Raw genomic sequence first — 19956 nt, forward strand, 5'->3', positions numbered from 1 at the left:
AACCTTAAAATCAAAATCATTTACTGAGATTACCGCTCTTGAGTACTAGCTTGATTCTTTTAAATTAAAACCCTTGTGTTATTAGCCTATTAAATCCATGTACCAAATAGTTCGTTTAGCTTTTTGGTACGATAATTAAAGATTTCGGTGAGTTTGGGTTTAACTAAAATAGGATGCACTAACCTTCCTAAAAATCCGAAAGGTATTTTATAGTCGATAATATCTTCCATTTCCACTCCACCATCAATTTCCTTTAAAAAATGTTTATGATGCCATAAAGCATAAGGTCCAAAACGTTGCTCATCTACGAAGTACTGTTTTTCCACAACATGTGTAATTTCTGTTACCCAATGGGTTTTAATTCCAAGTACGGGCGTGACTATGTATTGAATGATTTGACCAGCAAACATGGGTTTGTTGGATTCCGAAATTATATGAAACCCCATATAATCTGGCGTAATAGTTTTAAGATTTTTAGGACTTGACAAAAACTCCCATGCTTCATCTATAGTGATGGGAAGTTTTTGTTTAGAAGTTAAGGTGTAAATCTTACCTTTTGTGGAGAAATTCATTTAAGAATATAATTAAAACTAATTATTTAACAGTATGTAGGCATTTAAGCTAGTAGCTATAAGCAGCCAAGTAAAATAAGGCACAATCAACCAAGTTTTAACAGTTAATACGGGTGCATATTTAAACATGAAAAAACCAACCACTAAAGTTAATAAAATAATGGTAATTAAGCCAAAGCTAACTAAATGCTGATTAAAAAAGATGTAATTCCAAGATACATTCAACAGAAATTGTATAGCAAACAAGCCAAAAACGAACGTGCTAGCCTGTTGTTTTACTAAATTTGCCATGTAAAACGAAAAACAAATCATGATACCAGTCCAAGCAGCACCAAAAACCCAACCCGGAGGTGTCCATGGAGCCTTATTTAGCATTAAATACCACTTAGAGGTTGCTCCATTATCCATAAGCCAACTACCAATACCTAGAGCTGCCAAGTTAATAATAAGAAAAATAATTGTTAGTTGGTAGGTTTTCATTTTAAATACTTTGTAATTTTAGAACTATTAGGCTTCGTTATAGAGTAAAAATAATCTATAAAACTTCCATCTTCAGCAATTAAATATTTTTGGAAATTCCATTTTACTGAAGAGCTACTTACTCCATTTAACTCTTTACTAGTAAGCCAAGTATATAGCGGATGTTGATTATCTCCTTTAACATCAACTTTTTCAGTCATTAAAAAAGTTACTCCATAATTTTGTTTACAAAAGGTTTGAATTTCTGATGCTGAACCAGGTTCCTGACCACCAAACTGATTGCATGGAACTCCTATAACTACTAAGTTGTTTTTATACGTATCATATAGTTCTTGTAAGCCTTCATATTGCCCAGTAAATCCACATTCGGATGCTGTGTTGACTATTAGGATTTTCTTCCCTTTAAAACTACTTAAATCAATAGGACTTCCATCTAAGCTATTTATAGCTAAGTTATAAATACTTTTAGGTTCCTGTTCGCTTTTTGCAGCGTTATTATTTTTAGAAAAAAAAGAAAAAGACATAAGTATAAAAAGTGTTAGATAAATTGGATTCATAATGTTCATAGTTGTTATTAAAAATGCTCAACTGGTGATGTTACAAAGTTAGCTGAAATAAGCGGGTAACTCCCTGAAATAATTGTTAAAAACCAACAAAGATTGCGTTCTAATTTTATAAGAATAATTTAACACTTACTCTAACAATAAATTAACGCAGCACATCGTTTTTTTGTGTAAATTCGTCCATCAAAAATTTGAAAAACCAATAAAAATGTCTAGTACATTGAGTTATAGCCCATGAGATCATTGTTTTTCCTGCTTATATTTTGTTTACCTATTAGATTTATAGGTCAAAATACACCTACTATCATTTCCAAACCAAAATTAGCAAACCTTATTGAAGACTATAAAACTTTCGTTGGAGAGTCTAATGAAAACATCCTTCCTATTCCTTCTGAAAAAGTTGAAGAAAACATTGATATTACTTCAGAGTTTTGGGACACCAGTAAAGTTCGAATTGAATACAATACCGATGTTAGTTTCCCAATAAACATTCAGTTTAAAGAAACAAATTATGTATCTCCTGTTTCAAGAAATAAAGTTGTAACATCTCGTTACGGCTGGCGTAGAGGTCGCGCACATAAAGGCATTGATATAGATTTAGTAACAGGCGATAGCTTATACGCTATGTTTGATGGTGTCGTTCGTTTTGCTAGTTACAGTAATGGTCATGGAAATACGGTTGTGTTAAGGCACTTTAATGGCTTAGAAACTGTTTACGCACACTTATCTGCCCTAGAGGTGAAAGAAAACGATTCACTTATAGCTGGTGACTATTTAGGTAAAGGAGGTGCTACGGGTAATGCTAGAGGCAGTCATTTACATTTAGAAATGTACTACAAGGGAATTCCTGTGAACCCCGAATACCTTTTAAGTTTTGATGAAAACAACGAAGTTCGTTCTCAAGATATCTGGATTACTAAAACCTGGACACGACCAGAACTTCACAACAGTAAACGCCAAAGCGAACTTGAAATCTATTCTAGTGAAGAGGAAGCTTTAGCCGCAGCACTTGTATCAAAAAGCGTTAAACCTACACGCGTTTATATAGTTAAAAAAGGAGATACCTTATCAAAAATTTCTTCACGAAATAACATTAGTATAGCGGCACTTTGTAAAACCAATAAAATAAAGCAAAATAGCACTTTACGTATTGGCCAGAAATTAATTATTGATTAAAACAGAATCTATATTTGAATTTCTGTTTTAATCAATAATTAACTAAGTGTAACATTTATACTTTAATGGTAATGTTTTTTGTTTTGTTACCTTTATTAATCAACACTTTATAGATAATTGTTCGCTCTTTGTTTTCAGTATATCTAATATTGCATTTTACTTCTTTAATAGACCACTGTGGATATTCTTTCATTAAATCTGAACTTATAGAGTAAGGCAATTTAATAGCTTGATAATTTTCTTCGCAACTCTGTAAAGTTCCTTTTTTGTCATAAACAGCAGTTATATAGTTATCCCCTTCTTTAAAATCAACGGTATAGCTACCATTTCCCTTGGATTGATATACTTCTGAACTTTTAATATCATAATTAGCAACCAGATTTTGAAGTTTTTCAATCTTTTTTGAAAAATCTTGATGTGTGACTGTATTTAAATAATCAGCATTAAGAGCTGTATAATTAGATGAATACATCATTCTGTTAGCAGGTGTTAATATGGCTAAATCATTTTGAGCAATCATTAGGTTGGTTAGACCTATAAGTAAAAAACCAAGTACATACGTTTTCATAAGTTTTAAATTTTAAGATTATACAATGTGATTGCTATTATTTAAATTAAAAGAGATAGAGAAACTTTTAAAATTCAAAACTTATTTTAATCGTTTAACTTGAGTCAAAGTTAACTCAATAAGCTGTTAAAACATTGAAAAACAGATAGACACGTAATGTACAGACTATAGACAATTGATAGACTGAGCGCAATAAAAAGACTATAAAGTCACGTTTAGAATACTGAGTTATATGTTTTGGATAAATTCATCTAAATCTTCATTCTCAGACAAATGAAGTTTTTTTCTAAGACGATATCTACTTGTATTTAAAGAAGATACGGTGATATTTTGGAGTGTTGCAATACTCCGACTGTCCATTTTTAAACGAATTAATGAACATAACCGGATTTCATTTTTACTTAAATTAGGAAATTGCTTGGTAAGGTTACTGTAAAAGGCATCACTTAATTTATCCAAACGTTCGTAAAAAAACTTGGTATCGCTATCGAAAGTTATTTTATTTTTAATCGCTTCTTCTAACTCCTCAATTAACAAACCTTGTTCTTTAGAACCGGCTTCTTTTATAGCTGTCAACTTTTCGGCCAGAGATTCTGCCCATTCTTGATTTTGAGTTAGATTGATGGCGAAATCTGACAAATCCCGCTTTTTAGATTCAATTTCAGACTCTAACTGCTTGTTTTTTAATGCTGTTAAATCTCGAGATTGCTCAGCAAGTAATTGCTTGTTATTTGCATTTATTATATGCTGACGTCTTCTTAAAAACAAGGATAATAATAAAATAAGAACTAAAGAAGATAATAAGCTTACAATTAAAAGTTTTGATCGTTGATTTTGAATCTTATTCTCTTTCTCTATTTTATCTATTTTAAAATTTAAAGCAACACGATCTAAAGAAATAGAATTCAACTCTTCTTGCCATTTTTTATCTGCAATTTTTGAAAGCACATTCAAACTATCTGTTAAAAAGTGTCGTTTATTAGAAACTTCATAGGCTTTTTTATAATTCTGTTGCACCACGAGCAATTTCTCTTCCGTCTTTAAAAACTCTAGTTTAGACTTCGGTCCTATTTCGTTTGAAAATTTAGAGATTTGCTTGTTAAGTTCATTAAAAGATAATTGTGCATCTTCCAACTTATTTATAGCAATTTCTGCTTCCACTAACTGACAACCTGAACTTATAAGTCTCTCTACATCTATCTTCCCAGACTCATCATTTTTATAGGCTTGGTAGAACAAGAAATTAGCACGATATAAGGGTAATGCTTTTTCTATTTGATTTTTATCTCTATAAATATCAGCTAAATTATCTCGAATACTACCTATCAATGAGTGGTTTGGGAACTTACTGGTAGTTAAATCGAAAGCTTTATTAATGTAAATTAAGGCCGAATCTAAATCCTTTTTTGACCAATAAAAAAACAATCCATAATTGTTATAAGCGGATGGTTTTGATATGGTATTTAATTCATTAACAAAATGAATGTTTTTTTTATGCTCTAAAGCAGCACTGTCTAAATATCCTACATTGGCATAATTTTCCGCTAAAATACCATAGGAATAGGTTTGCATTTTAACTAAGGCATATTTTTCTGAAAAACTTAAATCCTGTTGATGTTGGTTATAATATTCAAAGAAAACTTTATACCATTTAATGGATTCTTTTGGGAAGCCTATTTGCCGAAACCAATTACCAGAATGTAAATAATTTTGAATTTTAAAATAGTGATGTCCTTCTATTAATGGTAATAAATCTAAACGTTGAAAATGTTGAGATAAGTAGGTTTGTAGTTGTTGTTCTGAAAACGATTCTCTTTTGTATGTTTTATATTCATTTTCAGGAAATGATAGTTCCATAACAGCCGTTATAGAATCATATTTTTTTAATGCTTGTTTGCTTTTAAGTACTTCTTGGGCATAACAAACACTGCTAATAATTAAAAAGACAATTAGTTGCAAGTACCTGATAAATACCACTGTATAAAATAGAATTATTTGTTTACTTTACTCAAATATACAAGATAATTGCAACATAATCTTGACATATACTCCTTAATATTAAGGTTTAAGACACTCGAAACACACCCGAAACTTATCAAGATAGACTAATAAAGTAAGTTCTATTTAATTTGTGAAAAAACAAAGTACATTTCGGTGGCTATTTGCAAGCTTCGTTCCTTATATACCGCTTTCTGATTAGGACTGTTGTCTGAATGCTTTGGATCTTCATAAGTTATTGGAATACGTTTTTCAGCTCCTGGTATATAAGGACACCCCTCATCTGCTTGAGAACAAGTCATGATAGCTGCGAAATTAGTTTTCGGATTTAGGATATTATCATAAACTTTAGAAAACCCGATAATTAGAGATTCATTTTCTGAAAACCTTATATTATAAACAGGATTCTTCTCGTTAGACAATTTCTCTATTTGAAAGCCCGTCTCCTCTAAAGTTGTTACTATCATTGGATACAATGCCGTAGCTTCAGTTCCTCCCGAATAGCAGAATACATTTTTAATTTGAAAATGATGTGCTAAAGTTTGAGCCCATATTTGCGATAAATGGCTCCGTCGAGAATTATGGGTACAAATAAAATTCAATAGAACTTTATCTTTATTTAAGATTTTCTCCTGAATGTAGTCTATCAGCGGTTTTAGTAATGCTTTACGCTCATTAGAAATACTTTTAATATCTAGAGAATTAATAATATCTACAGTTTTTTTATACATACTTATGCTTTCATTTTCTTACATATAATTGACTACATTTTATTGGCAGCAACCTTCTACCCTATTATTGTCTTGTTCTAAAAACTGCATAAACAACTGTTTAACATTTTGCCATTCATCAAAGTCTATACAATAGCACACTTTAGTTCCTTCAATATTCCCTTTTATTATCCCAAGATTTTTAAGCTCTTTTAAATGTTGTGAAATGGTTGGTTGTGCTAAGCCTATTTCATTTACTAAATCGCCGCAAACACAACTTTCTATTTTAAATAAGTGCTGTATAATAGCAATTCTTGCTGGATGTCCAAAAGCTTTCGCTATTGAAGCTATTCTATTTTTTTCTTCGGTAAAAATTTCTGTTTTAGTCAGTCCCATATCGTGAATTAATAAATCATTGCAATATTACGATTAACTAAGTTTAGGTGAAAACAATCTTAATAAAACTTGATAATTGTCTTTGAAATAGACTTACAATTTTTAGAAAAAAGATGTACTTTGCATGACTAATAAAAAAGTAAGAAATGAAAGTTTGTATTGCCGAAAAACCTAGTGTAGCCAGAGAAATAGCTTCTGTTCTTGGAGCTACGAACAAACATGATGGTTATTATGAGGGCAATGGCTATGCTGTAACTTATACTTTTGGGCATTTGTGCACACTAATGGAGCCAAGTGACTATAAACCACATTGGAAAAGCTGGGATTTAAACAACTTACCCATGCTTCCAGAAAAATTTAAAACCAAAGTGGTTAGCAATTCTGGAATACAAAAACAATTCAAAATTGTAAAAAGTCTTTTCGATAAAGCCGATGTTGTTATAAACTGTGGGGATGCTGGCCAGGAAGGAGAGCTTATTCAACGTTGGGTTTTGGATCAAGCAAAATATAAAGGTAAGGTTGAAAGACTTTGGATTTCTTCACTTACTACCGAAGCCATTAAGGAGGGGTTTGAAAATTTAAAACCTTCAGAGAATTACGATAATCTTTATTATGCGGGGTTTTCTAGAGCTATTGGCGATTGGCTTTTAGGAATGAACGCCACAAGGTTATACACTGTAAAGCATGGAGGTTATAAGCAAGTACTTTCTATAGGACGGGTTCAAACTCCAACACTTGCCATGGTTGTAAATAGATTTAAAGAAATTGAAGACTTTAAGCCACAGCCCTATTGGGAATTACAAACCATGTACCGCGACACTTTGTTTGCTTATGAAGAAGGGCGTTTCACTAAAATGGAAGATGGTGAAGTTTTAGCTAATAAAGTTAAAGAACATGAGTTTGAGATTGAATCCATTACTAAAAAGAAAGGTACGGAATATGCACCAAAACTTTTCGATTTAACCGGATTACAAGTGTATTGCAATACGAAGTTTGGGTTTTCAGCAGATGAAACCTTAAAACTTGTACAGAAATTGTATGAAATGAAAGTGGTAACCTATCCGAGAGTTGATACTACCTTTTTACCAAACGATGTATATCCAAAAGTAGCTGGAATTCTTCAAAAACTGACTAATTACTCTACTCTGACCCAAGTTCTTTTAGGAAAGAAAATAAAAAAGTCGTCGAAAGTATTTAACGATAAAAAAGTAACCGATCACCACGCTATTATTCCAACTGGTATTCAAACGAACTTACAATACAATCAACAACAGGTTTACGACATCATTGTTAAGCGTTTTATTGCTGTATTTTACGATGATTGCTCCGTTTCTAACACCACTGTAATTGGAAAAGTCGCAGATGTTAACTTTAAAACAACAGGAAAAGAAATTTTAAAAAAAGGTTGGCGTGTGGTTTTTGAATCGGATGAGAAAGACAAAAAAGAATCAGATATCCTTCCAACTTTTGTAAAAGGTGAAAAGGGGCCACATGAGCCTAGCTTTCTTGAAAAACAAACCAAGCCACCCAATCAGTTTACTGAAGCCTCTCTCCTACGTGCTATGGAAACGGCCGGAAAACAGGTAGACGATGATGAGTTACGTGATTTGATGAAAGAAAACGGGATTGGCCGACCATCAACCCGAGCCAATATTATTGAAACCTTATTTAAGCGTCAATATATTAAGCGTAATAAAAAACAAATATTACCGACCGTTACCGGAATTGCCTTAATAGATACCATTCAAAATGAACTATTAAAATCTGCCGAACTTACTGGTTTATGGGAAAAGCAATTAAAGGATATTGAAAAAGGCGAATTTAGTGCTAGTCAATTCATTTTCAACATGAAAAAAATGGTTGATGAGCTAGTTTATGAAGTAAGAAGTGAAACTACTCGAGCTAACATCTCACAAGCCACAGTTGTTAAACAACGACAAGTAAAAAGCGAAAACAAAAAGAAAGCGGGACTTACAGCAGAAACCTGTCCAAAATGTAAGAATGGAACCTTAATAAAGGGAAAAACAGCGTATGGATGTTCTAGCTATAAAGAAGGTTGTAAATTTATTTTACCCTTTGAAGTATATGATAAAAAGATTTCCGAAAAGCAATTTCTAAGATTGCTACAAAAAGGATCTACAGTGAATTTAAAAGGATTTACTAAAGACAATGAAAAAGTGGATGGGTTATTGCGTTTTAACGATAGTTTTCAGTTGGTTTTAGAGCCTAAGAAAGCTAAATCAAAAAACATTCCTGATACTTTAACATGTCCTAAATGTAAAAAAGGAACTGTAGTAAAAGGCAAGACTGCTTACGGTTGTTCGGCCTATAAAGATGGCTGTGATTTCAGGTATTCTTTCGAGGAATTAAGAAGTAAACTAGGGAACCAGAAACCTACCAGAGAATTGGTGTTTAGTATTTTAAACCAAGCTTAATTAATCTTACTGTAACTCTACTGTTTTAATTATATTTCTAGTTTTTTGATCCATATTGAAATTAATTGTTATCTTTATTAACCAAATGGTTAAACCAAATAGTTGACAATGGCAAAATCAAAAGATAATACAACAGAAGAGCAAATTTTAATTGCTGCTAAAAATATATTCCAATCTAAAGGCATGGATGGCGCACGTATGCAAGAAATTGCAGATGAGGCTGGTATTAATAAGGCTATGCTTCATTACTACTACAAAACCAAACAACTATTATTTGAGGCCGTTTTTAAGAGTGCCTTTTCTTTATTGGCTCCAGAATTAAATAAGATTTTAAATGATGATTCTTCTATAGAGAACAAGGTGAAGAATTTTACCTCTAATTATATTTCTTTTATACTTAAACATCCTTATTTACCAAATTTTATCATTCAAGAACTTAATAGGAATCCTGACTTTATTCTAAAAATTCAAGAAAACACCACTCTATTAAATATTGAAAAATTTAAATCACAGGTCGAGTTGGAAGTTAGCAAAGGAATTCTAAAACCCATTAAAGGTGAGCAATTATTTATAAATATACTAGCCTTAAACATTTTCCCTTTTGTAGCAAAACCTCTTATAAAAGCTTTTACTAAAGAAGACGACAAAGGCTTTAAACAAATTATGGAACAGAGAAAAACAGAGGTTTCAGAATTTATAACTCAAGCCATAAAACAATATTAAAATGAAAACATCTATTAGCATCTTGGTTTTCTTTTTACTCCCTATTGCTAGTTGGTCGCAACAACAAATTACATTGGAAACTTGTTATCAATTGGTTTCGGAAAATTATCCGTTGGTCAAACAAAAAGCCTTATTGGAAAGTAAAAATGAATTAGAATTAAAAGCCATAGATGCAGGGAAATTACCTCAATTTGATTTCGATGCCCAAGCTGCTTATTTATCAGATGTTACCCAGGTCCCATTGCCAAATACAGGAGTCGAGCCACCAAACAACGATCAATATCGCGCCACACTTTCGGTGAATCAGCTAATATATAATGGAGGTTCTATTGATGCCTCTTCAAAAGTAAAAATGGCTCAATTAAAAACCCAACAAAAACAATTGGAAGTCAGTTTGTATCAATTAAAACAGCAGGTCAATCAGCTTTATTTTTCTATTTTACTTTCTGATGAATCGGTTCACTTATTAAAAACAAAGCAAACCCAATTAGAAAGTAAGCTCAAAGAAGTGAAATCGGGGATTCAGTATGGAACCATTTTACCTTCATCAGATAAAGTTATTGAAGCCGAATTATTGAGAATCAGACAGCAATTTTCTGAAATCAACAACAATAAAAAGGTATTAGTTAAAACTTTGTCTTCTTTAATTGGTCAGTCTTTAGATGAGTCTACCAAGTTTCAAGAACCTCAAATTTCAACCAACCTCACTCCTACAGTTCAACGCCCAGAAATGGAGTTGTTCCAGTTGAAAAAAGAAGAAATTGAGAGTCAGGAACAACTCATTCAAAAGGAAAACATTCCAAAACTATTGGGATTTGCCTCGGGAGGCGTTGGAAACCCAGGTTTAAACATGTTAGATAATTCATTTCAACCATTTTATACCGTTGGCGTGAAATTAAACTGGAATGTGTTCGATTGGAATGCCAATAAAAAGAAACGAGAATCTTTATTGATTCATAAAGATATTATTGATAACGAAACGGAGATTTTTCAACTAAACACTCATATCGAATTGAACCAATATGAAACAGAAATCCTTAAAATCTCAGAAAATATTTTGATTGATTCTGAAATCATCAGCCTTAGAAAAGACGTTTTATCAGCCACAGAATCTCAATTGCGACATGGCGTGATTACAACGTCAACCTATATTACTGAACTAACAAATTTGTTTGAAGCAGAAAATATGCTTGTTACGCACCATATTCAGCTAGAATTAGCAAAAGCAAATTACAACATCACTCAAGGACAATAAAATGAAACAAATACACACATATTTTATTGGAATTAGCCTATCCATTTTAAGCTTAGTATCTTGTAATGATTCTAGTCTAAAAGCTGATGGTTACGGCAACTTTGAAGTCACCGAAATAACGGTTTCTGCTGAAAATAATGGAAAACTTATGGTGTTTAAAATAAATGAAGGGGACATAATAAAAAAGGGAACCTTTATTGGTTATATTGACACCATTCCTCTGTCTTTAAAACGCGAACAACTTTTAGTTTCAAAAGATCTTGTAAGCTCTAAATCTCAAGGCGTTTTATCACAAATTGCCGTATTAAATGCAAGATTAAATACGGTCAATATCAATAAAACTAGGACTAAAAACCTTATTAAAGATAATGCTGGTACACAAAAGCAATTAGACGATGTTTTGGGTGAAATAGACGTCATAAAACAACAAATTAGAAGTGTAGAAATCCAAAATGCACCTGTTGTAAATGAACTAAAAAGCATCGATGTACAAATTAAGCAAGTAGAAGACCAGATTGAAAAATGCAAAATTATCAATCCCATAAACGGGACCGTTTTGACCAAATACTCAGAACCCGGTGAAACTACATCTTTTGGCAAACCTCTATACAAAATAGCCGATTTAAACAACATGGAATTACGTGTTTTTGTAAGCGAAACTCAATTGGCTAATTTAAAGATTGGTGAAAAAGTTACTGTAAAGATAGATGATCAAGATGACATGAAGGATTATGAAGGAACAATTACTTGGATTGCATCAGAAGCCGAATTCACACCAAAAATTATTCAAACAAAAGAAGAACGAGTAGCCTTAGTTTATGCAGTAAAAATTTCTGTTAAAAATGATGGTAGCTTAAAAATAGGTATGCCAGCCGAAATGTGGCTTAACAATTAAAAATAACCTTTAAAATTACATATTATGAAAAAAACACTTTTATCAATCGCAATGATGGCATTTATTCTTACAAGTTGTAACAACAACAACAAAAAGGAAGCACCTGCTGCAGAACAAATCACTCAAGAAGATACCGAAGTTGTTTCACATGAAAATCATGATTCTCATGATGCAAGTTCTGTTTTGAACAACAATTGGATGAATGAGATTCAATTGGATAATGGTTCTAAATGGTTAGCCAATATAGAAACTACGGATGGTGTAAATGATATGCTTAAGTTAATTTCTGAAGCTAAAACAGAAAGTATTGAAGACTATTTAAGTTTAGCCGATAAACTGAATACTAGAAAAAACACCTTAGTAAAGGAATGTACAATGACCGGACCATCTCACGACAACCTTCATGTGTTTTTACATCCTTTAATTGAAAAAATTGATGTGCTTTTGGAGACAAAAACTACTGAGGAAGGCGCGAAAGTCTTAAAAAGTATTACGGACAACCTAAATGCTTATACCACCTATTTCAAATAATCTCTAAATAAAAATCACTATGGAAAAACAAGTTTATAATGTAGGTATTATTTGAACAAAAGACCGAAATGAAAAACATGTGTTCTCTAGAAATAGATAATTAGGAGACTCAGGAAACCAACTGTTAGGAAGTTGCGACAGCACCTGAGTTTCCTAATCGCATACCACCTATATGGTTGCCAGAACATCTATTTACAGGTGCCGTTAGTGTAATTATTTCATGACGACTTTTTCAGCAATCTCTGAATATTCAAAATAGCAATTCATCAGTTTTTAATCCCTTCGAAAGGTCTTTTAAAATAAGTAGATGGTAAATTTGTAATGAGTGAAATTCTATTATTTCCAGAAGTTGTTGATTCAGATAAAAACCAACGAGATCGTGCTGAGTGAATAATAGAGAAATCTGAAAAAGTTTGTTTAATCTCACACTCCATACATCTAAAGTTACTTTAACAACTAAAATACCAGTGTACAACTAGAAAACCGTGGGAATTACTGTTTCTAACATATCAAAATCCTATAAAAAGGTCAAAGCCCTACAGACTATTTCGTTTGAAGTAAAACCAAATGAACTTTTCGGGCTTATAGGTCCTGATGGGGCTGGTAAAACAACGCTTTTCAGGATCCTAACTACCTTATTAATTGCTAATGAAGGGAAAGCCACTGTAGCAGGTTTTGATGTGTTGGATGACTTTAAAGACATTAGAAAACATGTGGGCTATATGCCGGGTAGATTTTCATTATATCAAGATTTAACTGTTGAAGAAAATCTAAAGTTCTTTGCCACCATTTTCGGAACTACCCTAGAAGAAAATTACGAGTTAATAGAAGATATTTACGTTCAAATAGAACCTTTTAAAGACCGTAGAGCCGGAAAATTATCTGGTGGTATGAAACAAAAACTAGCCTTATGCTGTTCTTTAATTCACAAACCTAAGGTTTTGTTTCTAGATGAGCCTACAACCGGAGTAGATCCTGTTTCAAGAAAAGAATTATGGGAAATGCTCAAGCGCTTACAACAAAAAGGTATTACCATTTTGGTTTCGACACCATATATGGATGAAGCCGCTTTATGTGATAGGATTGCACTCATTCAAGATGGAAAAATTTTACTGATTGATACTCCTGAAAACATTGTGAAACAATACCCTAAAACCATATATGATGTGAGTGCCAACAATATGTACCAATTAATAAATAGCTTAAAAACCTATCCTCATCAATATAGTGTGTATCCTTTTGGTGAGTTTGTGCATTACACTGATACACGTTTAGATTTTAATCCCAATGATTTAAAAATATATTTAGAAGAAAACAACCTTTCTAATATTACCATAGAGCAAACACAAGCAACCATAGAAGATAGTTTTATGGAATTAGCAAAATAACTAGTTAGTTCGAATGCAATCAAAGCTTAATGAAACATCTCAACTGCAATCGCTACGACAATTAAAATCTAAATGAAAAAAACCAACGTTATACAGGCAGTAGGCTTAACCAAAATGTTTGGAGATTTTATGGCTGTAAATGCTATTACTTTTGATGTTAAAAAGGGGGAAATATTTGGGTTTCTTGGTGCAAATGGGGCAGGAAAAACGACAGCTATGAAAATGCTTATAGGTATTTCTACCCCTACTTCCGGCTCTGCACAAGTAGCTGGTTTTGATGTTTTTACACAAGCTGAAAACATCAAGAAAAACATTGGATACATGAGTCAGAAATTCGCTTTGTATGATGATTTAACCGTTAAAGAAAATATTACATTTTTTGGTGGAATTTATGGGCTATCAAAAGTAAGAATTAAAGAAAAAACCAAAGAGCTTATAGAAGATTTAGGGTTGAAGGAAGTATCCGATCAGTTGATTGGTTCCTTGCCTTTAGGTTGGAAACAAAAAATTTCATTTTCTGTGGCTTTATTACATGAACCCAAAATTGTGTTTTTAGACGAGCCTACTGGAGGTGTTGATCCTATAACTAGACGTCAGTTCTGGGAACTAATTTACAGAGCGTCACATCAAGGTACAACCATTTTTGTCACTACTCACTATATGGATGAAGCCGAATACTGTGATCGTGTTTCCATAATGGTAAATGGTAAAATTGAAGCTTTAGATACACCAAAGAAATTAAAAAAACAGTTTAATGTGGACAGCATGAACGATGTGTTTTTAAAACTAGCTAGAGGATGAAACGATTTAAAGGCTTTGTAACGAAGGAGTTTTACCACATTTTTAGAGATAGACGTTCGTTGTTTATACTTTTCGGGATGCCTATCGTTCAAGTTTTACTTTTTGGTTTTGCTATAACCAATGAAATCAACAAGGTGGATATCGCTATATTAGATCATTCTAAAGACGCCACTACCAAAGAGATTATAAATAAAATTTCCGCTTCCAGATATTTTAGCATAAATCAACATATTGATCGTGAAGCTAACATAGAGGCCGTTTTCAAAAAAGGAAAAGTAAGGGCTGTTTTAAATTTTGAAAAAGATTTTAATAAAAACCTTATCAAAGAACATCAAGCTACTATACAAATAATTACAGATGCTACAGATCCTAACTCAGCAAGTACTATTAGTAATTATGTAAATTCTATTTTACAAAATTACCAGCAAGAGCAAAACAAAGCTATTGCCATCAACTATGTAATTACCCCACAACCAAGAATGGTTTACAACCCAGAATTAAAAAGCGTCTATATGTTTGTTCCTGGGGTTATGACTATTATTTTAATGTTGGTTTCGGCTATGATGACTTCTATTTCCATAACCAGAGAAAAAGAGCTTGGTACTATGGAAATTTTATTAGTGTCTCCTTTAAAACCCTTTCAAGTCATTATTGGGAAAGTGTTTCCATATATTTTTCTATCTATAATTAATGCTGTTGTAATTGTATTATTAAGCATTTTCATTTTTAAAATGCCCGTACAAGGAAGTTTGCTTTTATTAGGACTAGTAAGTGTGTTATTTATTATTTCGGCTTTGGCCTTAGGAATTTTAATTTCAACCATTTCAGCAAGCCAGCAAACGGCTATGATGATTTCCTTAATGGGTCTCATGCTTCCTGTTATCTTATTGTCTGGTTTTATTTTTCCTATTTCAAGCATGCCACTACCTTTACAAATAATTAGTCATGTCATTCCAGCGAAATGGTTTATCATCATTTTAAAAGGGATTATGCTAAAAGGTGTTGGTTTACAATTTATTTGGAAGGAAACCTTGATTTTATTAGGAATGACGATATTTTTTATTGGATTAAGTGTGAGAAGGTATAAAATTCGATTAGAATAACATGAAGATAATTTTCTACATCATACAAAAGGAGTTCAAGCAAATTTTTAGAAATAAAGGCATGCTTCCTATTATTTTTGTGTTACCACTACTCCAATTGGTTATTTTATCAAATGCAGCCACTTTTGAAGTAAAAAATATCAGATTCGCTTATATAGACAACGATTACAGTTCTTCATCTAAAGCATTAATAGAAAAATTTGAGGCTTCTACTTATTTTAATGTGATAACCTACTTTCCTACGGAAATTCAGGCGAGTTCAGCCATGTTAAAAGGCGAGGTAGATGTTGTATTAAACGTTCCCTTACATTTTGAACGGGACTTACAAAATAACAAAAAAGCAAATCTTGGTATAACTATAAATGCCATAGATGGCGCTGCTGCAGGTGTAGAAAATGTATATATTACACAAATTATTAAAAGCTATAACAAGCATATTCAATCAGATTTAATGCAAATATCTGATTCAAAAATTCAGCCCGTTAACATGGTAACAATCCCGTTATTTTGGTACAACGAAACCCTGAATTATAAAACTTTTATGGTTCCAGGTATTCTTGTTTTGTTAGTTACTATGATTACTTTATTTCTTTCAGCAATGAATATCGTTAGAGAGAAAGAAATTGGTACCATAGAACAAATAAACGTAACACCAATTAAAAAAAGTCAATTCATAATTGGAAAATTATTTCCATTTTGGCTTATAGGCATGGGTTTACTAACTATAGGTTTAATTTTAGCAAGGTTAATATTTGATGTTCCAATGGTAGGGAGTTTGTTATTAATGTACGCTTATACTTCTATTTATATAGCAGTAATTCTTGGAATGGGATTATTTATTTCAAATTTTACAGATACGCAACAGCAAGCCATGTTTATTGCTTGGTTCTTTGTCGTGATATTCATACTCATGAGTGGTTTGTTTACACCTATAGAAAGTATGCCTGATTGGGCACAAACTCTTACAGAATTTAATCCAATTAAATATTATGTTGAAGTCATGCGTATGGTTATGCTAAAAGGTTCTGTATTTATGGATATACTTCCACAATTTATTAAAACCCTTGTTTTTGCCATAGTAACCAATGGATTAGCTATTTGGAGTTATAAAAAAACAAATTAACTACAAAACAGCTATTGTCTTTATAAGTCAAATATGTGGTATTACTATCATGAGGATTAATTTCATTTTTGTTTTGACTACCAAGTTACAATCGTTAGCTTTGAAATGATGACTGGCATCCTAAAGTTTTAGAAAAAATATATAAAGATGAAAAAGCAAGTTTATATTAAGAAGTTTAACGGCGATGTTGAACTTTTCTCGTTTGATAAACTAAGAAACTCTCTGCATTCTGCTGGAGCCCCTAAAGATGTGGTTGACCCTATAGTAACAACTATTAAACAAGAAGTTTATGATGGGATGTCATCTAATGAAATCTATAAAAAAGCGTTTGCTCTATTAAAAAAGAATAATCGGATATCTGCTTCCAGATATAGTTTAAAACGAGCTATTTTCGATTTAGGTCCTACGGGTTTTCCTTTTGAACGGCTAATAGGTGCCCTTTTAAAAGAAAAGGGTTTTAACACTGAGGTTGGCGTTATTTTACAAGGAAAGTGTGTTACTCATGAAATTGATGTACTAGCCGAAATAGATAACAATGTATATGCCATTGAATGTAAATTTCATTCGGATCCTAGAGCTACCAGTAATGTTAGAGTGCCTTTATATATTAATTCAAGGTTTTTAGATATCCAAGAACAATGGAACTCAAACCCAAACAATAAAACTGTTTTAAAGCAAGGATGGTTGATCACTAATACCAGATTTACTGAAGATGCGGTTAATTATGCAAAATGTGTAGGGCTTACTTTATTGAGTTGGGATTACCCTAAAAACGATGGTTTAAAGGCAAATATTGACAGTTATGCCTTGTATCCTGTTACCACCTTAACAAGCTTAACTAAAAAGGAGAAACACGAACTCATAGAAAAAAACATTGTTTTGGTTAAAGAATTGGCCCTTTCTATAGAGACCTTGAAACATATTGGCGTGTCAGAAACACGAATAAAAAGAGTTGTTAATGAAGTTAAAAAATTATGTTTGATGATACAATAACATAAAAAAAGACTGTCTTTTCAAACAGCCTCCTTTATATAATACTGTATATAATTATTTATTCAAGTTAAAAACCTTTCTTACAATAGCTTCTTTACTAGCATCGTAATATTCAATAACAAAATTATTGTTTGAATCGAAATGCCCTATTCCAGTATAATCATCTGAAACAAAATAGTAGTTATTCGCTCTACTAGTTCTTAAAACATTTCCAAAATTCATTTCTGAATCTGAGGCTAACTCGGAAACTAAAAATCCTTTATTATTTTTCTTGAAAATATAGCTCTCGTCGTTATAATTATAATAAATAGTTTCTGTTTTAGAATCGTACATCGGATCCTTTTCAGTTGCAACTTCAATAGTTTGTGTAACTTTTGAAGGAGAACTAACAATATCCTGGTTCACTTTATTTTTATCCTTTGCATCCAACTCAATTTGTTGTTCTTCACGTGTAGTAATTTTTACCTTTTGTTCTAATACTTGACTTCCATCATCTACTTTAATGGTTTTGGTTGTTGTTTCTTCCGAAACGTTTTTAGGTTTATTTTGTGCGAAAATTACCGTAGTAAACATCAATACTACTATATATAATATATTCTTCATTTTGATAAATTTTAAAAGATTACTTGTTTTTAAGCAAGCCTGACTATCAAGCTTGTAATACAAATATGAAGTAAAAATAGTATTCAACTTAACCTTAAAAGAAAATATATTAACTCTAACCCTAATTAATACAGTAGAAGTAGATTCATTATTTTTAGATAGCATTGTTATCAATAATTATCAGGCTTGAAAAACACCAAGTATGTTTTCGTGTTTTAGAACCAACACTTTTTTGTGAAAACTTATAATTCGAAATCAATTTTATTAAGAATTAAACCTGAAGCTGGCGCTATATAATCCATTACCTCTGTACTTTCTGGCTTTAAGGATTCAGATATATAATCTAGAGTAATCTCCCCTTTCCCGAGTTTTATTAGGGCTCCCATAATTAATCGGATTTGATTTCGCATAAAACCTTGTCCCCTAACTCGAAGTAAATAGGAGGTTTCGGGGAAAAAATTAGCCGTAAATAGTGTGTTTTCGACTATTTCACAAGTCAGTATTTCTCTGTTGTAAATACCATTATCTGTGGCTTTATAGCAGTATGTTTTCAGGTTGTGAAAGCCTTCAAATAGCTTAGCTCCTTGTTTCATGATTTCTATATCCAGTTCATCTAAAATTGTAGTCATAATGGGTGCACAAAATGGGTGGTATTTCTCGCCATGAGCAAAAACATATAGGTATTCTTTTATTTTTGCGTCATTAATAACATTAAACTCCTTGGTTACTTCTCTAACAGAAAGTCCACGAATATCCTGGGGTAAATTGTAATTAAACAGTGTCAAAAACTCATCTAAATCCTCTAAAGGCTCATAAACAAACAACTCGAACGCAGCTTCTTGAGCAGAAACCATAGCGTCTGTTCTACCCGATCCTAACGTTTTAAAACGTTTCCCCTCAAAAATAAAGTTTAGAGTTCGGTCTATCATTAAATGGACGGTTTTTAAATTCGGTTGTTTTTGCCAACCATGAAATCTATAACCTAAATATTGAACCGTTATAATGTAGTAGTATCTTTTATTAAACACGCCGATATAATTTTATTTGGGGAAAATAAGGCATTTTAGAGAACTGCCAAATTTTTTATACCCTGTATGTAAATAAGAATCCTAAATATTATCATTATGGCTAATAAGCCTGCTTTATGGCTTTGGTTTGTAGCAATTGCCACATTGGTTAGGAATCTTATTGGAGTCACAGCGTATTTAAAACAGGCTTTTATAACAGACGATCAATTAGCTTAATTAATCCAAAAGCATCAAGCATTATTTCATATTCCAATATGGGCTTCAGTAGCTGTTTTTGCAGGCACATTAGTAGCGATATCCTTATTGTTTAAGAAAAAAACAGCGCTCATATTCTTTATAATCTCATTAATTGGAATTATAGTTTAAATGAATTATAGCTTTTTCAAAAGCAAAGTTAGAAAACTGTATGGCCCAATAGTCATGGCTATTACAGTTTTTATTATTTTAATTGGTATTTACCAAGTAACATTTGCTAATAGATGTATTTTTAGAAATTGGATTTCTTAAGTTACTTCCATTTTTATTTTAAATGCCTTTTCTCTAAAACCTTTATAATATCATTAAATTGAAATCCTTTGGCTTGAAGTAAAATCAAATAATGAAAAAGTAAGTCGG

The 19956-nt window shown here is 32.0% G+C and carries 20 protein-coding genes and 1 pseudogene; 11 read left to right on the forward strand and 10 right to left on the reverse strand.

Features of this window, described 5'->3' with window-relative positions:
* Positions 1-89 precede the first annotated feature (89 nt).
* Genes VKY41_RS03340 through VKY41_RS03350 form a run of 3 tightly spaced genes read right to left on the reverse strand, consistent with a single transcriptional unit; the run spans position 90 to position 1576 of the window.
* Positions 90-572, reverse strand: a complete 483-nt coding sequence (locus VKY41_RS03340) for an SRPBCC family protein (RefSeq protein ID WP_500813017.1) — start codon at positions 570-572, stop codon at positions 90-92.
* A gap of 18 nt (positions 573-590) precedes the next feature.
* A complete protein-coding gene (locus tag VKY41_RS03345) occupies positions 591-1052 on the reverse strand; it encodes a TspO/MBR family protein (protein ID WP_500813018.1) in 462 nt (153 codons plus the stop codon).
* Positions 1049-1576 (reverse strand): glutathione peroxidase, encoded by a 528-nt coding sequence (locus tag VKY41_RS03350; protein ID WP_500813019.1) that lies wholly within the window; start codon positions 1574-1576, stop codon positions 1049-1051. The genes VKY41_RS03345 and VKY41_RS03350 overlap by 4 nt, the downstream gene beginning before the upstream one ends.
* Positions 1577-1849: 273 nt before the next feature.
* Here VKY41_RS03350 and VKY41_RS03355 point away from each other — a divergent pair, with 273 nt between their 5' ends.
* Positions 1850-2791 carry a peptidoglycan DD-metalloendopeptidase family protein gene (locus tag VKY41_RS03355; RefSeq protein WP_500813020.1) on the forward strand — a complete coding sequence of 314 codons (942 nt, stop codon included), beginning with the start codon at positions 1850-1852 and terminating at the stop codon, positions 2789-2791.
* A gap of 55 nt (positions 2792-2846) precedes the next feature.
* Here VKY41_RS03355 and VKY41_RS03360 read toward each other — a convergent pair whose 3' ends face one another.
* The 4 genes from VKY41_RS03360 to VKY41_RS03375 form a co-directional block, all read right to left on the reverse strand.
* Positions 2847-3359 (reverse strand): hypothetical protein, encoded by a 513-nt coding sequence (locus VKY41_RS03360; RefSeq protein ID WP_500813021.1) that lies wholly within the window; start codon positions 3357-3359, stop codon positions 2847-2849.
* A gap of 228 nt (positions 3360-3587) precedes the next feature.
* Positions 3588-5216 (reverse strand): transcriptional regulator, encoded by a 1629-nt coding sequence (locus VKY41_RS03365; protein WP_500813022.1) that lies wholly within the window; start codon positions 5214-5216, stop codon positions 3588-3590.
* A 263-nt stretch (positions 5217-5479) separates the two neighbouring features.
* Positions 5480-6088: a low molecular weight phosphatase family protein gene (locus VKY41_RS03370; protein WP_500813023.1), complete on the reverse strand. Its 609-nt coding sequence runs from the start codon at positions 6086-6088 to the stop codon at positions 5480-5482.
* A gap of 39 nt (positions 6089-6127) precedes the next feature.
* Positions 6128-6463 (reverse strand): ArsR/SmtB family transcription factor, encoded by a 336-nt coding sequence (locus tag VKY41_RS03375; RefSeq protein ID WP_500813024.1) that lies wholly within the window; start codon positions 6461-6463, stop codon positions 6128-6130.
* A 146-nt stretch (positions 6464-6609) separates the two neighbouring features.
* Here VKY41_RS03375 and VKY41_RS03380 point away from each other — a divergent pair, with 146 nt between their 5' ends.
* The 10 genes from VKY41_RS03380 (at position 6610) to VKY41_RS03425 (ending at position 17710) form a co-directional block, all read left to right on the forward strand.
* On the forward strand, positions 6610-8898 hold the full coding sequence (locus VKY41_RS03380) for a type IA DNA topoisomerase (protein ID WP_500813025.1): 2289 nt from the start codon (positions 6610-6612) through the stop codon (positions 8896-8898).
* A 108-nt stretch (positions 8899-9006) separates the two neighbouring features.
* Complete coding sequence (locus VKY41_RS03385; RefSeq protein ID WP_500813026.1) at positions 9007-9621, forward strand: TetR/AcrR family transcriptional regulator; 615 nt, start codon at positions 9007-9009, stop codon at positions 9619-9621.
* A 1-nt stretch (position 9622) separates the two neighbouring features.
* Positions 9623-10876 (forward strand): TolC family protein, encoded by a 1254-nt coding sequence (locus VKY41_RS03390; RefSeq protein ID WP_500813027.1) that lies wholly within the window; start codon positions 9623-9625, stop codon positions 10874-10876.
* Position 10877: 1 nt separating this feature from the next.
* Complete coding sequence (locus VKY41_RS03395; RefSeq protein WP_500813028.1) at positions 10878-11771, forward strand: HlyD family secretion protein; 894 nt, start codon at positions 10878-10880, stop codon at positions 11769-11771.
* 24 nt (positions 11772-11795) lie between these two features.
* Positions 11796-12302, forward strand: coding sequence for a hypothetical protein (locus VKY41_RS03400; protein WP_500813029.1), 507 nt, complete (start codon positions 11796-11798; stop codon positions 12300-12302).
* Between the two features lie 485 nt (positions 12303-12787).
* Positions 12788-13690 carry an ABC transporter ATP-binding protein gene (locus VKY41_RS03405; protein WP_500813030.1) on the forward strand — a complete coding sequence of 301 codons (903 nt, stop codon included), beginning with the start codon at positions 12788-12790 and terminating at the stop codon, positions 13688-13690.
* A gap of 72 nt (positions 13691-13762) precedes the next feature.
* Positions 13763-14491 (forward strand): ABC transporter ATP-binding protein, encoded by a 729-nt coding sequence (locus VKY41_RS03410; RefSeq protein ID WP_500813031.1) that lies wholly within the window; start codon positions 13763-13765, stop codon positions 14489-14491.
* On the forward strand, positions 14488-15594 hold the full coding sequence (locus VKY41_RS03415) for an ABC transporter permease (protein ID WP_500813032.1): 1107 nt from the start codon (positions 14488-14490) through the stop codon (positions 15592-15594). Before VKY41_RS03410 ends, VKY41_RS03415 begins: the two co-directional genes overlap by 4 nt.
* Position 15595: 1 nt before the next feature.
* Positions 15596-16717 (forward strand): ABC transporter permease, encoded by a 1122-nt coding sequence (locus tag VKY41_RS03420; protein ID WP_500813033.1) that lies wholly within the window; start codon positions 15596-15598, stop codon positions 16715-16717.
* A 147-nt stretch (positions 16718-16864) separates the two neighbouring features.
* Positions 16865-17710, forward strand: coding sequence for an ATPase (locus VKY41_RS03425; RefSeq protein WP_500813034.1), 846 nt, complete (start codon positions 16865-16867; stop codon positions 17708-17710).
* 54 nt (positions 17711-17764) lie between these two features.
* On the opposite strand, the gene VKY41_RS03430 is transcribed toward VKY41_RS03425, so the two are convergent.
* The 3 genes and pseudogenes from VKY41_RS03430 to VKY41_RS03440 all read right to left on the reverse strand — a co-directional run.
* On the reverse strand, positions 17765-18313 hold the full coding sequence (locus tag VKY41_RS03430; RefSeq protein ID WP_500813035.1) for a hypothetical protein: 549 nt from the start codon (positions 18311-18313) through the stop codon (positions 17765-17767).
* 242 nt (positions 18314-18555) lie between these two features.
* Positions 18556-19341, reverse strand: coding sequence for a tRNA pseudouridine synthase A (locus VKY41_RS03435; protein ID WP_500813036.1), 786 nt, complete (start codon positions 19339-19341; stop codon positions 18556-18558).
* A gap of 520 nt (positions 19342-19861) precedes the next feature.
* Positions 19862-19956: pseudogene (locus VKY41_RS03440) on the reverse strand (bifunctional phosphoribosyl-AMP cyclohydrolase/phosphoribosyl-ATP diphosphatase HisIE); the annotation flags it as partial.

It is taken from the genome of Xanthomarina sp. (assembly GCF_035306605.1).
Lineage (GTDB): Bacteria > Bacteroidota > Bacteroidia > Flavobacteriales > Flavobacteriaceae > Xanthomarina.

What these genes read in the sequence shown, in the direction of transcription:
- VKY41_RS03355 (WP_500813020.1), top strand. Translation starts at nt 1,850, where the DNA reads ATGAGATCATTGTTTTTCCTGCTTATATTTTGTTTACCTATTAGATTT.
- VKY41_RS03430 (WP_500813035.1), bottom strand. Translation starts at nt 18,313, where the DNA reads ATGAAGAATATATTATATATAGTAGTATTGATGTTTACTACGGTAATT.
- VKY41_RS03420 (WP_500813033.1), top strand. Translation starts at nt 15,596, where the DNA reads ATGAAGATAATTTTCTACATCATACAAAAGGAGTTCAAGCAAATTTTT.
- VKY41_RS03375 (WP_500813024.1), bottom strand. Translation starts at nt 6,463, where the DNA reads ATGGGACTGACTAAAACAGAAATTTTTACCGAAGAAAAAAATAGAATA.
- VKY41_RS03390 (WP_500813027.1), top strand. Translation starts at nt 9,623, where the DNA reads ATGAAAACATCTATTAGCATCTTGGTTTTCTTTTTACTCCCTATTGCT.
- VKY41_RS03385 (WP_500813026.1), top strand. Translation starts at nt 9,007, where the DNA reads ATGGCAAAATCAAAAGATAATACAACAGAAGAGCAAATTTTAATTGCT.
- VKY41_RS03395 (WP_500813028.1), top strand. Translation starts at nt 10,878, where the DNA reads ATGAAACAAATACACACATATTTTATTGGAATTAGCCTATCCATTTTA.
- VKY41_RS03410 (WP_500813031.1), top strand. Translation starts at nt 13,763, where the DNA reads ATGAAAAAAACCAACGTTATACAGGCAGTAGGCTTAACCAAAATGTTT.
- VKY41_RS03380 (WP_500813025.1), top strand. Translation starts at nt 6,610, where the DNA reads ATGAAAGTTTGTATTGCCGAAAAACCTAGTGTAGCCAGAGAAATAGCT.
- VKY41_RS03400 (WP_500813029.1), top strand. Translation starts at nt 11,796, where the DNA reads ATGAAAAAAACACTTTTATCAATCGCAATGATGGCATTTATTCTTACA.
- VKY41_RS03370 (WP_500813023.1), bottom strand. Translation starts at nt 6,088, where the DNA reads ATGTATAAAAAAACTGTAGATATTATTAATTCTCTAGATATTAAAAGT.
- VKY41_RS03340 (WP_500813017.1), bottom strand. Translation starts at nt 572, where the DNA reads ATGAATTTCTCCACAAAAGGTAAGATTTACACCTTAACTTCTAAACAA.
- VKY41_RS03415 (WP_500813032.1), top strand. Translation starts at nt 14,488, where the DNA reads ATGAAACGATTTAAAGGCTTTGTAACGAAGGAGTTTTACCACATTTTT.
- VKY41_RS03425 (WP_500813034.1), top strand. Translation starts at nt 16,865, where the DNA reads ATGAAAAAGCAAGTTTATATTAAGAAGTTTAACGGCGATGTTGAACTT.
- VKY41_RS03350 (WP_500813019.1), bottom strand. Translation starts at nt 1,576, where the DNA reads ATGTCTTTTTCTTTTTTTTCTAAAAATAATAACGCTGCAAAAAGCGAA.
- VKY41_RS03345 (WP_500813018.1), bottom strand. Translation starts at nt 1,052, where the DNA reads ATGAAAACCTACCAACTAACAATTATTTTTCTTATTATTAACTTGGCA.
- VKY41_RS03360 (WP_500813021.1), bottom strand. Translation starts at nt 3,359, where the DNA reads ATGAAAACGTATGTACTTGGTTTTTTACTTATAGGTCTAACCAACCTA.
- VKY41_RS03365 (WP_500813022.1), bottom strand. Translation starts at nt 5,216, where the DNA reads ATGGAACTATCATTTCCTGAAAATGAATATAAAACATACAAAAGAGAA.